This window comes from Xanthomonas hydrangeae, assembly GCF_032697525.1.
Classification (GTDB): domain Bacteria; phylum Pseudomonadota; class Gammaproteobacteria; order Xanthomonadales; family Xanthomonadaceae; genus Xanthomonas; species Xanthomonas hydrangeae.
In genome coordinates this window covers 76,228-89,712 of sequence record NZ_CP103836.1, presented here as the reverse complement: position 1 = coordinate 89,712, position 13,485 = coordinate 76,228, and the positions used below count along the sequence as shown (strand labels likewise).

The window sequence follows — 13,485 nt, the reverse complement described above, 5'->3', positions numbered from 1 at the left end:
AACCCTCTGCCCGTGCATCCCCAAGCCGCAGCTACCATTGGCTCTCGGACGTTTATGTCACCGGTTAGCGCCAGCTTGGGGAATCAATCGATGCAAACACAGCGAAGCATGACACTGACGACGTGGATGGTGTCGGCAGCGATCGCACTGGCAGGCATGACCGCGAGCGGGGTCACCGCAGCGGTGGAGGCGGGCGCGTTGCCGGCCGGCATGCAGCAGTTCGATGCGCAGGTGGAACGGGTGCGCAAACAGTTCGATGTGCCCGGTATTGCGGTGGCCATCGTCAAGGATGGAAAGGTGGTGCTGGAGCGCGGTTATGGCGTGCGCGAGATCGGCAAGCCTGCGCCAGTGCAAGCCGATACCTTGTTCGCCATCGGGTCCAACACCAAGGCGTTCACTGCCGCGTCGCTGTCGATCCTGGCCGACGAGGGCAAGCTCTCGCTCGACGACAAGGTCATCGACCACCTGCCGTGGTTCCGCATGTCCGACACCTACGTCACCGGGGAAATGCGCGTACGCGACCTGCTCGCGCACCGCAGCGGCTTGAGCCTGGGCGCCGGCGATCTGCTGTACTTTCCGGCCACCAGCTACACCACCGAAGAGGTGGTGCAACGGCTTGCCAAGGTGCCGCTCAAGGGCGGATTCCGCGACCGCTACGCCTACGACAACATCCTGTATGCGGTGGCGCAGAAACTGGTCGAGCAGGCATCCGGCATGTCGTATGCGGACTTCCTGCAGCAGCGCATCTTCGCGCCGGTCGGCATGCGTGGTACCCGCTTCAATGCCGATCATCTGCAGCCGGGCGATGTCGCTGCGGTGGCGCATGCCAAGTACGATTTCAGCAAACTGCGCACGGTTCCACCGATGACGCTGTCCAACAACTCCGGCGCCGCCGGCATTTATTCCAGCGCACACGACATGGCGTTGTGGATGAAGGTGCAGCTGGCCGGTGGCGCACTTGCCAACGGCAAACCGTTGTTCAGTCCCACGCGCCAGCGCGAGATGTGGTCGATGATCACCCCGATCAGCGTTCCCGAGCCGCGCTTGCCCGAACTTGCTGCGGCACGGCCCAACTTCGCCGGCTACGGCGAGGGCTGGATGGTCGGCGACTACCGCGGCCATCGGATGATCCTGCACTCCGGCGCCATGCCAGGCATGTTGTCTCGGGTGACCATGCTGCCCGATCAAAAGCTGGGGGTGGTGGTACTGACCAACCAGGAGTCCGGGGAGGCATTCCAGGCAGTGACGCTGGAGGTGCTGGATGCGTTCTTGCAGGCACCGCCGACCGACTGGACTGCCGCCTATGCCAAGGCGGAGGGTATGGCGAAGGACAATGCGCAGGCCAGTTGGAAGACGCATCTCGATGCACGCGCGGCGCGCTCCACGCCGTCGTTGCCGTTGCGCAGTTATGCAGCGAACTATCGCGACCCGTGGTACGGCGATGTGGTGATTCGCCAGAACGGCAAGCGCCTGCGGATGCAGTTTTCCAAGACCGCGCAGTTGGTCGGCACGCTGGAGCACTGGCAACACGATACCTTCATCGTGCGCTGGGACGACCGCAGCTTGAATGCCGATGCCTTCGTCAATTTCGTACTGACCCCGGATGGCGCGGTGCGCGAGATGCGCATGGAGGCAATCTCGCCGCTGACCGATTTCAGCTTCGATTTCCAGGATCTGGTGTTGACGCCGGTGGCAGCGGGGCAGCCTGAGCAGCCGGGGCGCAAGTGACACATCATCCGTCCTGCAAGCGGGTCACGCTCACTGCACGGAGCGCGTAGTGGCCGGCGGCCACGGCAGCATCGGCGCAGCGTCCACCCTGTCCCCAACCGATTGCAGTGCGTTGGGGTGCCATCTGCGCCGCAATGCGGACTGCGGTAGGTATTGATCACGGCGCGTGCCGGCAACCGAGCTCGGCGCGCGCGCATCACTTGGTGCTGCCTGCCGGAGCAGGCTGGCGTGCCGACGGCAGATGATGCCCGGGCGCCAGCGGCACGATGGCTATCGCCTGCCGGCATGGCTCGTTATGATCCCGACACTTTTCAGGGATGTTGCCGAACGCATGACCACTCCGCAGATGTCGGTGTATTTCTTCTTGCAGGCTGCAGTGATCCTGCTGATCTGTCGTCTGGTGGGTTTGTTGGCCAAGCGGGTGGGGCAGCCGCAAGTGGTGGGCGAGATGATTGCCGGCGTGGCGTTGGGCCCTTCGTTGTTCGGCATGTTGCTGCCGGATGTGCAGGCGGCGCTGTTTCCCAAGCAGACGCTGGACGTGCTCTACGTGCTGGCCCAGTTCGGCGTGGGGCTGTACATGTTCCTGGTCGGTACCGACTTCCGCAGCGATCATTTCCGCGCGCGCTATCGCAGCGCGATGAGCGTGTCGTTGGCGGGGATCGCGGTGCCGTTCGCGCTGGCCTTTGCGATGTGTCCGTGGCTGATCAACGTGGATGGCTTGTTTTCGGAAAAAGCCAAGTTGACGGAAGCTTCGCTGTTTCTGGGCGCGGCCATTGCCATCACTGCCTTCCCGATGCTGGCGCGCATCATTCACGAGCGCGGTCTGACCAACAGCCCGTTGGGCACGCTGGCGTTGACGGCCGGCGCGTTCGACGATGCGGCGGCGTGGTGCATTCTGGCGATCGTGTTGGCCAGTTTCGGCGGCAGTTGGGGGGGCGCGTATCTGGCCATCGGTGGTGGCGTGGCCTACGCGTTGTTCATGATTTTTGTCGGCCGCCATCTGCTGCTGCGGCTCGAGAATTACGTGGTGGCGGACCAACCGCTGAGCAATGGCGTGTTGGCGGTGATCCTGATGCTGTTCTGTCTCAGCGCCTGGGCCATGGATGCGATCGGCATCCACGCAGTGTTCGGCGGCTTCCTGCTCGGCGTTTGCCTGCCCAGGGGCGCGTTGACCGAAAAACTGCGCGAGACGATGCAGCCGTTCGTGGTGGTCTTTCTGCTGCCGATGTTCTTCACCTATTCCGGTCTCAAGACCCAGCTCAGCGTGCTGCTGCAGCCGCAGATCATGCTGGCGGGCGTGGCGATTCTGGCCGCATCGTTCATCGGCAAGGGGTTGGCCTGCTGGGCGGCTGCACGTGCCACCGGCGAGAACAACCGCGATGCGATGGCGATCGGTTCGTTGATGAATGCACGTGGCTTGATGGAGCTGATCATCATCAACATCGGCTTGCAGGCCGGTGTGATCGAACAAGGCCTGTTCTCGGTGCTGGTGCTGATGGCGATCCTGTCCACGCTGATGGCCACGCCGCTGTTCAACTGGATCATGCGCCGCCACGCGCACGTGAGCGATGCGGTGCCGAGTCTGCAGCAGCGCTGAGGGTTCTTCGCAGCTCCTGCAGATACAGGGGAAAAAGTGACGTGGCGCTGTAGTGCAGTGGAATTACTTGATGCCGCCACGCCACGCTGCGAGGTCCTGAGAGCGCGTCTGCCACCTGCGTGCGCTTGCTTGCGTCCTTGCATGCGTCATCGATAGTGGCCGCCTGCAATTGGGCAGCTGCAAGTATGCTGCGATGCAGCCGGTGGCGCATCGCTGCATACTTGCACCGCAGACAGGTAGCCAAGACACGATGAGCAAGGCCAAAAAAAAGAAAGCCGCACAGCAGGTGGTGCAAACGCCTGTGCCGATCTATCAGTTGCATCTCGCGCTGGTGGGCAGCACGCCGCTGGTGTGGCGCCGATTGCTGGTGGCCGGGTCGCTGCGCCTGGCCGCGCTGCATCGCGTGCTGCAGCCGGCGATGGGCTGGAGTAGCGCGCACCCGTACGAGTTCGACCTGGGGGGCGGCCGCTACGGCGAGTCCGGGCTGGATGTTCCCGACCGCCCACGGCTCAAGCATGCCGCCCGCGTCACGCTGGAAAGTGCGGTGGGCGATCTGGAGTGGTTCGACTATTTCTACGGCAGCGGCGCGGGCTGGCAGCATCGCCTGCAGGTCGAGGCGATCCTGCCGCCGGATGCGGGCCTGCGTGGCGCCCGTTGTGTGGACGGCGCCAATGCCTGCCCGCCGGAAAACAGCGAAGGCATCGAGCACTACCTGGAATTTCTGCAGATCATCGCCGACCCAGGCCACGCGCAACACGTGCAAGTACTGGCGACGTTGGGTGGCCGCTTCGATCCGGCGCATTTCGATCTGGACGAAGTCAATCGGTTGCTTGCGCGCGTCCGCGACTGAACGTGGCTGACACCGCGTAGCGAACGGCACCCTGGATGACACTGCCATCCAGCGCCGACGCCACTGCGGCTTGACGCGCGATCGGCTAGCCTGACGTCCCGGTGTCAGTGACGTGGTTGCAATGTTCCGCTGGTTCGAATCCCTGATCGATATCTTCCCGCCGATCGAGCGGCAGATGCCGCCACGCAGCGTGTGGCGGTTCTATCTGCATTATCTGCGGCCGTTGTGGCCGATCCTGCTGGCCACGCTGATCGCCGGGTTGTTGCTGGCGCTGGTGGAAGTGGCGATGTTCGACTTCCTCGGCCGCATCGTCGACATGCTGGCCGAGCGACCGGGACCGGCGTTCTTCCGTCGCCATGCCAGCGAACTGGTGTGGATGGCGCTGATCACGCTGGTGGCGCGGCCGCTGTTCACCGGCCTGCATAACCTGCTGGTCAATCAGGCGATCGTGCCGGGCTTGAGCAACCGCTCGCGCTGGCTGATGCACAACTACGTGGTGCGGCAAAGCCTGGGCTTTTTCCACAACGATTTTGCCGGCCGCATTGCCAATCGCGTGATGCAGACCGGCACCTCGCTGCGCGAATCGGCGGTGCAGATGGTCGATGCGCTCTGGTACATCGTGGTCTATACCGGCAGCGCGTTGTGGTTGTTCGCGCAAGCCGACCCGTGGTTGATGGTGCCGCTGCTGATCTGGCTGGTGGTGTATGTGGCGCTCATGGCGTTTTTCGTGCCGCGCATGAAGGCGCGTGCCTGGATCGCCTCGGATGCGCGCTCCAAGGCGACCGGGCGCATCGTCGATGGCTATACCAATATCTCCACGCTCAAGTTGTTCGCACATGCCGGCCGCGAACAGGCGTATGTGCGCGATGCGATCGACGAGCTGGCGGTGAAGCATCGCAGGCAGACGCGCGTGACCACCGCGATGGATACCGCCATTGCGGTGGCCAATGGCTTTCTGATCGTGGGCACCTGCGGGCTGGCGTTGTGGCTGTGGAGCCGCGGCCAGATCAGCGTGGGCGCGATCACGCTGGCCACCGGCCTGGTGATCCGCATCCACAACATGTCCGGCTGGATCATGTGGACGGTCAACGGCATCTTCGAAGATATCGGTAGCGTGCAGGACGGCATGCAGACCATCTCGCAGCCGGTGCTGGTGCAGGACCTGCCCGATGCGGTGCCGCTGCAGGTAACGCAGGGGCAGGTGCAGTTCGAGCACATCCATTTCCATTACGGCAAGCGCGGCGGCGTGATTGCCGGGCTGGATCTGCAGGTGCGCGCCGGCGAAAAGATCGGTTTGGTCGGGCCGTCCGGCGCGGGTAAGTCGACCCTGGTCAACGTGCTGCTGCGGCTGTACGACCTGGAGCAGGGGCGCATCCTGATCGACGGGCAGGACATCGCGCAGGTGACGCAGGAAAGCCTGCGCGGGCAGATCGGCCTGGTCACCCAGGACACCTCGTTATTGCATCGTTCGATCCGCGACAACCTGTTGTACGGGCGGCCGCAGGCCACCGAAGCGCAGATGCTGGAGGCTGTGCGCAAGGCGCGCGCCGAGAGCTTCATCGACACGCTGGTGGATGGCGAAGGCCGGCGCGGCTTCGATGCCTATGTGGGCGAACGCGGGGTCAAGCTGTCGGGCGGTCAACGGCAGCGCATCGCGATTGCGCGCGTGCTGCTGAAGGACGCGCCGATCCTGATTCTGGACGAAGCCACCTCGGCGCTGGATTCGGAAGTGGAAGCGGCGATCCAGGACAGCCTGGATGCGTTGATGGGCAACAAGACCGTCATCGCGATCGCGCACCGGCTCTCCACCATCGCGCGCATGGACCGGCTGGTGGTGATGGATGCGGGACGCATCGTTGAAACCGGCACGCATGTGGAATTGATCGCGCAGGGCGGGCTGTATGCGCGGTTGTGGGCGCGGCAGACGGGAGGGTTCGTTGCGGCGGATGGGTGATGTAGTTGGTTGGTAGATTGCTTAAAACGCGCAACAACGGCAGCGACGACACTGGCAAGCCCCTCTCCCGCCGGGAGAGGGGTTGGGGTGAGGGTACGGGGCGTAGCCACTCGCTAGTTGGACTACACGAAGCTTCGCCCGTACCTTCATCCGCCCCTTTAGGGCACCTTCTCCCGAGGGAAGAAGGACGCGGTCACTCGATCGGCTGATCCAGCATCAACTCGCGCGCAAAGCGTACCGGTGGTGCGCCGTACGACAGCATCTGGTCGTGGTAGGCCTTGAGATTGAAGCTGTCGCCCAGCTTGGCCTGCACTGCCTTGCGCGTATCCAGATGTTCCTGCACGCCGACGAAATAGGTCGGCAATTGTGCGGAAGACAGCTGCGCACGCACCCATTTGCCCGAGGCTTCGCTCTCTTGCTGGAAGGTGTCGTGGGTCATCAGGTGCATCGCCTTGTCGCGCTCCCAGCCGTCCACATGCACGCCCTGGTCGAGGATGGCGTTGGCAATGGTGCGCAGGTAGAACTTGAGCTGCACCAGGTGGAATAACGGGTCGTTATCCAGATACCCCTGCTCCTGCATCATGCGTTCGGTATACACCGCCCAACCTTCGGCGAACATGCCCGAGCGCAGCACTGCGCGCAGCGTGGAGGGGAATTTGCCCGAATGCCAGCCTTCCAGGTAATGGCCAGGGGTGCCTTCGTGAATGCTGAGCAGGTGGATCATGCGGCTGTTGTATTCGCGCAGGAAGGAGTCGACCTGCTTCTCGTTCCAGTCGTCGGGAATCGGCGACACCGCGTAGAAGGTCTTGAGATTCTTGTCGAGCGGGCCGGGCGAATCGCAGTACGCCACTGCCACGCCGCGCTGAAATTCCGGCATCAGAATGATGTCCACCGGCGAATCGGGCAGCGTCATCAGATCCTTCTGGCGCACGAACTCGGTGGACTGCGCCAGTGCGGCCTTGGCGTCGTCCACCACCTTGTCGCGGGCCGGCTTGTCGGCATAGGCCAGTTCCAGCGCCGCCTCGATGGCGGCCTGCTGCTGGTCGTCGTTGGGCGTCTCGGGCAGCTTCGGTGCGCCGGGCCTGTCCTTGAGCACCGTGCGGGCGATGCCGTACATCTCGCTGCGCACACGCTTGAGTTCGGACTCGGCGCGCTGCTTGATCTCGGCGCGCGACAGCGACGACAGCAGCGCGAATTTCAGCTTCTGATCGTATATCTGCGCACCGACGCGAAAATCGCCCTTGGCATTGGGCACCAGCACGGTATCCAGCCAGGTCTGTTGCTCGGCCACGGCCTTGCGCAGCTTGTCGATGGCGGCCTGCGCGCGGGCGGCTTCGATCGGGCCGAGCTGGCCGATGTTGGGCGCGATGAAGGTATCGACGATGCTGAGGATGCCCTTGTTCTGCTTGGCTACCGTTTCGGCATGGATCTTGGGCACGCGGGCCGGGTCCAGGTTTTCGCGGGCCTGCGCAAAGATGCCTGGAATCTTCTCCATGCGCTGGGTGGCGGAGGTCAGCCGCTCGGGCAGCGGCGCGAATTCGCGCGCCATCAGGCCGTACAGCGCGCTGCCGGCCAGGCCGTTGTAGACCTGCGGGTCCCAGGCCCAGCTCTGCAGCACCTCGGTATTCCAGATTTCCGATTGCAGCTGATTGCGCAAAATGGCTGCATCGACCTGGTTCTCGCGCGACAGCTTGGCCACCTCGATGGCATCCAGCTCGGCCAGTAGTTGTTTGCCCGCATCCAGGCTGCGCTGACGGCCGGCGGTGCTGAGGTCGTCGATCTGCGTGTCGAAGCGGTGATCGCCGGTCTGGGTGGCAGTGACAGGCGACAGCTGCATCCAGGTGTCGAGTGCACGCCTGGACAGTGCGGCAAAGCGCGCGTCCGGCGTCTGCGCCTCCTGGGTGCCGGCATCACTGGTGCCGGCGCGCGGTGATTCGGGTTGCTGTTGGCAGGCGCCGAGGCCGGCGAGCAGGGCGAGGACGAGCAGGCGTTGACGCATCGTGGATCCTGATGGAATCAAAGCGCAAGCATAGGCAGCTATGCGCTTGTCCGCATCCGCCATTGGTTTAGAGTGGCCTGATTCCAAGGAGGATCACCATGCACTACGCCGGTAGCTGTCATTGCGGACGCATCGCGTTCGATCTTCAGACCGATGCGCCGATCACCGAGGCGTACGACTGCAATTGTTCGTTGTGCCGCCGCCGCGGCGGCCTGCTGTGGTTCGGGACGCGCACGCAACTGCGTCTGCAGAGTGAGCCGGAGGCGCTGGGAACCTACCGCTTCAATCAACATCATCTCGACCATCATCATTGCCCGCACTGCGGCATTGCCCCGTTCAGCGAGGGCATGAATCCCCGAACCGGCGAGTCTAGTGTGGCGGTCAATGTGCGCTGCCTTCCCACTCTGGATCTGTCCGCGTTGCAGGTACATGCGGTCGATGGAGCCAGCCGATGAGGCGCGGCGTGCAGCGTTACGCGGTCGGCCTGCTGCTGGGCTGGGCGCTGAGCGGGTGCGCCAGGCACTCGGCGGACATGGCCGCAGACGGTGGCGCTCCGGCGCCGGCACCGCCCGCCGCGCAAGGCAATGCATTGGCGTATGAGCACGATGTGCGCATCGAGCTGCCCGCCGACCAGATCGGCCAACGCATCGTGGCGGTGCGCAATGCCTGCCAGGCGGCGCAGTTCGGCGATTGCGCGTTGCTGGCGGTCGAACAAACGGGTGGTCGCGACCCCAGCGGCAGCGTCAGCGTGCGGCTGGCGCCAGATGGCATCGAGCCGATGGTGCAACTGGCCGGCCAGCACGGCGATGTCGCCGCGCGCAGCACGCGCGCCGAGGACCTGGCGCAGCAGATCGCCGACACCGGCCTGGCGCAGGCGCGTCTGCAGAAAGAACACGCACGCTTGCTGGAATTGCAGCAACGCCGCGATCTGGCGGTGACCGATCTGCTGGCGTTGTCCAAGCGCCTGGCCGAAATCGAAGCCGAAGCGCAACAGACTCAGCAAGAAGCGGCGCAGCAACAACGCCGTGTGCGCACGCAACTGCTCACGCTCAATTTCCGCAGCACCGGCGGCGAGCAGGGCAGGGGCGAGATTGCCGAAGCGGGCGCCGAGTTCGGCCAGGTGTTCGCGTCCAGCGTGGCCTTCGTGATTCGCGCGGTTGCGGCATTGCTGCCGGTCGTGGTGGTCGCGCTGATTGCCGGCTGGTTGCTGCTGCAGGCCTGGCGCTGGCGCGCGCGGCGGCGCCGCATTACGCGGTGACGTCGAGAAGCTGCTGGGCTCAGCGCAGCATTTTCGGTCTGGTGGTCAAGCTGGTCGACGATGCTGCACCAGCTTGCACGTGCTCGGCTTTATTTAGAAAGCGAGAGTGCGTGTGCGCGCCGCCCGCCTGACGCAGGCGGCATTGCAGCGAACGCTGTGATGCAACGCCGCTGAGCGACGACCGCGCGTGCGCCATGGCCGCGCAGTCGTCGCTACGGCGTGCTCAGCCTTCGTCGACTTCGTACTCGACAAACACATCCAGCTGCAGCGCCAGTTCCTGCACGGCATCGCGCACCTTCTGCGCGGTGGCTTCGTTGCCGGCTTCCACTTCGAATTCGTGGCTGCCCGGACCTTCGTCGTCGGACAGACCGGCGGAGCTGGAATCGTCGTCGTCCAGATGCGGCATCAGATCGTCGACTTCTTCCACGTGCTCGATGCCTTCGATGCTTTGCAGCAGATTGGCGATGGCACGCGCGTCGTCGTCGGTGCCGGTGATACGCATGCGAAGAGTTGGCATGGGAATGTCCTAGGGGTTTGGGAGCTAAAGCCTAGGCATCGAGAGGAAAAAACGAGGTGATGGTGCGCGTTAGATGCTCCATCTACCGTTCCATTCATCGAGCGCTTTTGCCGCTCGAGATAAAGCCCCTCTCCCGTCGGGAGAGGGGTTGGGGTGAGGGTACGGGGCGAAGCCACACTTGCACTCAAACTCCACCAGGCTTCGCTCGTACCCTCATCCGCCCCTTCGGGGCACCTTCTCCCGGAGGGAGAAGGGACAGCCGCTCCAGACTTCGCTGCTGCTGCTTCGGGCACCTTTTCCCATGAAGAAGGCAATGTCCCGGAGGCAGAAGGAATGCTCGCGCCGTGTTGTATGCAAAGACGATTCCTGCGCGACCTCATTCCGACGCCGACGCTTTGCGCGATCGTCGACCCACACGCGCCTCACTCAAGGTCTCGCTTTCCGGCAACGTCACCAACTCGGCCGGCAGCGCCGGCATCGGCGTGCGTTCGTCCAGTGCTTCGCGTTTGAGCCAGTCGATAAAGGCGGTTGCCGCAGGGCTGGGGACGCGATGGCTGGGGTGCACGATGTAGTAGGCGTAGCGTGCCTTGAGGGTGGGGCCGGGCAGGCGTACCAGTTCGTAGCGCTGCAGATATGGTTGCGCGATGTGCTTGCGCGCCAGCACTGCGCCCAGGCCATAGACTGCGGCGCGCATGGCATCGGTGCTGTCGTTGAAGGTGTGCATCGGCGGCAGCGTGGTGCCGCGCACCTGCGCGGCGCGGAACCAGTCGCGCCAGCCTTGCGGCGACATGTCGCTCAGCAGTGGCAATTGCGCGATCTGCGCCGGTGTACGCAGTGCGGCGACCTCCGGCAAGGACGGCGAGGCCACCGGGAACAACTCGTCGTCCATCAGATGATGCGAGGTCAACCCGGGCCATGCGCCCTGGCCATAGCGAATGCCCAGGTCCGGGCCACCTTCTTCGAAGCGCGAAAACGCCGCGTCCGATTGCAGGTCCATGCGGATATGCGGGTGCGCGCGACAAAAGCGCGGCAGCCGCGGCAACAGCCAGCAATACGATAGCGAACGCAGTGTGGTCACGCGCAGCGGGATGGCGTCTTCGCGTGGATGCAGGTTGCCGGCGACTGCAGCGATTTCTGCGAGCGCGGCACTGGCGGCATCGGCCAGTTGACGCCCCTCGGCGGTGAGCTTGACCCCGCGCGGCAGCCGCTGGAACAAGGTTGCGCCAAGCAACGCTTCGAGCTTGCGTACGTGGTGGCTGACCGCACTGGCGGTGAGGTGCAGTTCTTCGGCGGCATGCGCGAAGTTCTGGTGGCGCGCAGCGGCGACAAACACGCCCAGCGCAGGTAACAGGGTCGGACGCAGATTCATCGAGGCATGAGTGAGATTTGTGGCTCGCCTCGATACTACGCGCTTGTCGTGCCTGCGGTTGCAGCCGATGCTGCATCACCCCCTCGCGATGATCGTGCCATGTCCGTTTGCCTGCCTGGTGTTGTTTCCTGCGGTTTCAGCACATCAAGGCAGCGTCCGGAGGCACGTTCATGAGTGCGCAACCGTCGACACAGCCGGGAGCGGTAACACGCGAATGGCGCACCCCGCTGGAACTGGGTTTCCTCGGCATCGTCTGGGGCTGCTCGTTCCTGTTCATGCGCGTAGCCGCGCCGAAGTTCGGCACCGTGGTGCTGGTGGAAATTCGCCTGGCGCTGGGTGCGTTGGTGTTGTTGCCGTTTCTGTGGCTGGCGCGCGAGCGCTTCCCCTTGCAGCGCTGGCCGATGCTGGCAGCGATCGGCGTGCTCAACTCGGCATTGCCGTTTTTGTTGTTCGCCTGGGGCGCGCAACACGCGCCGGCCGCGGTCGGTGCGATCTGCAATGCAATGACGGTGTTGTTCACCGCATTGATCGCGTTTCTGTTTTTCGGCGAGAAGATCGGCACGCGTCGCGCGCTGGCGTTGCTGATCGGTTTCATCGGCGTGCTGGTGTTGGCCACCGGCAAGTCGGCCGGGTTGAGCGTGGGGCCTGCGGCACTGGCTGGCGCCACCGCGTCGCTGCTGTACGGCATCGGCTACAACCTGGTGAAGCGCCATATGGGCGATCTGCCACCTGCCGCATCGGCGGCATCCACGCTGGGCTGCAGCGCCTTGCTGCTGGCACCGCTGGCGTGGTGGCAGTGGCCGACCACGCCGGTGCCGGCGGTGGCCTGGGCCTGCGCCACCGCACTCGGTGTGGTGTGCACCGGGTTGGCGTTTTTGATGTATTACCGGTTGATCCAGCGCATCGGCCCGGCGCGGGCCTCCACGGTGACCTATCTGGTGCCGGTGTTCGGCGCATTACTGGCGTGGTCGCTGCTGGGCGAGCCGTTGACCTGGACCATGCTGGTGGCCGCGGTGCTGATCCTGGGCAGCGTGGCCTTCAGTCAGCGCGCCCGCTGAGCGAGCACGCCAAGCGGGCGCGCAGGTCTGAAAATATCTGAGCTTGGCTATGCTTTCCCGAATCCCGAATCCCGAATCCCGAATCCCGAATCCCGAATCCCGAATCCCGAATCAGCCGGCCGCGTGCGGCGCGCGCACCGGCAACGGCACATTGCACAGATCGATATGTCCGGCAGGGCGCTTGTAGAAATCGTCCTTGCGATTGCGGCGCGCTTCGGCCACATCGCGGAAGGTCTGGCTATCGGTGCGCAATAACTGCAATGGCGTGCGCTCGGGCAGCGGCACTTCGCTGGCCAGGCGAATGGCGCGGATCGGTGCGCGTTGCGCAGGGTCTTCGTAGAAACCCATCGGGTCCGGGCCACGCGGTGTCACGCTCAATAATTCCATGCCTTTGACCACGCGGCCAACCACGGTGATGTTGCGGTCCAGCTGGCGCGGCGACTGCCCGGTGACCACATACAACTCGGCGCCGATGCTGCTGTCTTCGTCGTTGTTGCGGCCAGCGCCCAGCGTGCCGTAGCAATGCGCCAGCCAGGTCTTGCCACTGGCGCTGTCGCGCCCGACCGGAAAGCCATCGACAAAGCCGACCTGCGGCGCCCAGCCATCGCTATCGGGCAGGCGCTGGAAATCCAGGCCCTGCGATGCGCGTTCGAATTCGGCCGGCAGATGCGTCTTCGCCGAGCCCAGCGATTTGGCCTTGGCCGGGGTTTCGCCGTCCGGGTCGCCGAACTGCACCACGAAGTTGTCCTGCGAGCGATAGATGGTCAGCCCGTCCCAGAAGCGCTCGTGCGCCAGGGTGTGGATGTTGCCCACATGCGCGGGCGCAAATTGCGGCGCCAATTCGATGATCACCCGGCCTCCGTCCAGTTCCATGTACAGCGTGCGATCCGGATCGAGCACACGCCATGCGCTGGCCGGCGAGCTGTCCAGAATCTGTTGCGGGCTGCGATAGGCCGCATTGGCGGCAGCGGGCAACAACAACGCGAGCAGGCAGGCGGAAGCTAAGGTGCGCAGGAGCATGAAGGCAGCCAAGCGGAGAAGGTGACTGATTCTTGCCGACCACGCGCCAAGACGCAAAGCACGTGCGCCACACAGCACGACGCCGGCGAGTGTGCCGGCGTCGTGTCATCGATCAGTTGCCTACTGCAATTGCGG

Annotated in this window: 11 protein-coding genes; 7 read left to right on the top strand and 4 right to left on the bottom strand. The window is 64.4% G+C overall.

What is annotated here, in order from left to right:
• Positions 1-156 precede the first annotated feature (156 nt).
• The 4 genes from NYR97_RS00355 (at position 157) to NYR97_RS00340 (ending at position 6,129) form a co-directional block, all read left to right on the top strand.
• A complete protein-coding gene (locus NYR97_RS00355; protein ID WP_316698455.1) occupies positions 157-1,728 on the top strand; it encodes a serine hydrolase in 1,572 nt (523 codons plus the stop codon).
• A gap of 331 nt (positions 1,729-2,059) precedes the next feature.
• Positions 2,060-3,325, top strand: a complete 1,266-nt coding sequence (locus tag NYR97_RS00350; RefSeq protein ID WP_316695942.1) for a cation:proton antiporter — start codon at positions 2,060-2,062, stop codon at positions 3,323-3,325.
• 250 nt (positions 3,326-3,575) lie between these two features.
• Positions 3,576-4,175, top strand: a complete 600-nt coding sequence (locus NYR97_RS00345) for a plasmid pRiA4b ORF-3 family protein (RefSeq protein WP_316695940.1) — start codon at positions 3,576-3,578, stop codon at positions 4,173-4,175.
• A gap of 121 nt (positions 4,176-4,296) precedes the next feature.
• Entirely contained in the window at positions 4,297-6,129 is a 1,833-nt protein-coding gene (locus NYR97_RS00340) for an ABC transporter ATP-binding protein (RefSeq protein ID WP_210763205.1), read from the top strand.
• A gap of 193 nt (positions 6,130-6,322) precedes the next feature.
• On the opposite strand, the gene NYR97_RS00335 is transcribed toward NYR97_RS00340, so the two are convergent.
• On the bottom strand, positions 6,323-8,128 hold the full coding sequence (locus NYR97_RS00335; protein ID WP_316695938.1) for a DUF885 domain-containing protein: 1,806 nt from the start codon (positions 8,126-8,128) through the stop codon (positions 6,323-6,325).
• Positions 8,129-8,226: 98 nt separating this feature from the next.
• Here NYR97_RS00335 and NYR97_RS00330 point away from each other — a divergent pair, with 98 nt between their 5' ends.
• Together NYR97_RS00330 and NYR97_RS00325 are read left to right on the top strand one after the other, a co-directional pair.
• Positions 8,227-8,583, top strand: coding sequence for a GFA family protein (locus tag NYR97_RS00330; RefSeq protein ID WP_316695937.1), 357 nt, complete (start codon positions 8,227-8,229; stop codon positions 8,581-8,583).
• Complete coding sequence (locus tag NYR97_RS00325; RefSeq protein WP_316695935.1) at positions 8,580-9,386, top strand: DUF4349 domain-containing protein; 807 nt, start codon at positions 8,580-8,582, stop codon at positions 9,384-9,386. Before NYR97_RS00330 ends, NYR97_RS00325 begins: the two co-directional genes overlap by 4 nt.
• A 223-nt stretch (positions 9,387-9,609) precedes the next feature.
• Here the strand turns inward: NYR97_RS00325 and NYR97_RS00320 are convergent, their stop codons facing one another.
• Together NYR97_RS00320 and NYR97_RS00315 are read right to left on the bottom strand one after the other, a co-directional pair.
• Complete coding sequence (locus NYR97_RS00320; RefSeq protein ID WP_023903350.1) at positions 9,610-9,903, bottom strand: hypothetical protein; 294 nt, start codon at positions 9,901-9,903, stop codon at positions 9,610-9,612.
• 376 nt (positions 9,904-10,279) lie between these two features.
• Positions 10,280-11,272: a LysR substrate-binding domain-containing protein gene (locus NYR97_RS00315; RefSeq protein WP_023903351.1), complete on the bottom strand. Its 993-nt coding sequence runs from the start codon at positions 11,270-11,272 to the stop codon at positions 10,280-10,282.
• Between the two features lie 170 nt (positions 11,273-11,442).
• Between NYR97_RS00315 and NYR97_RS00310 the strand changes: the two genes are divergently transcribed.
• A complete protein-coding gene (locus NYR97_RS00310; protein ID WP_115040495.1) occupies positions 11,443-12,330 on the top strand; it encodes a DMT family transporter in 888 nt (295 codons plus the stop codon).
• 111 nt (positions 12,331-12,441) lie between these two features.
• On the opposite strand, the gene NYR97_RS00305 is transcribed toward NYR97_RS00310, so the two are convergent.
• Positions 12,442-13,350, bottom strand: a complete 909-nt coding sequence (locus NYR97_RS00305) for a peptidylprolyl isomerase (protein ID WP_316695930.1) — start codon at positions 13,348-13,350, stop codon at positions 12,442-12,444.
• Positions 13,351-13,485: the final 135 nt, after the last annotated feature.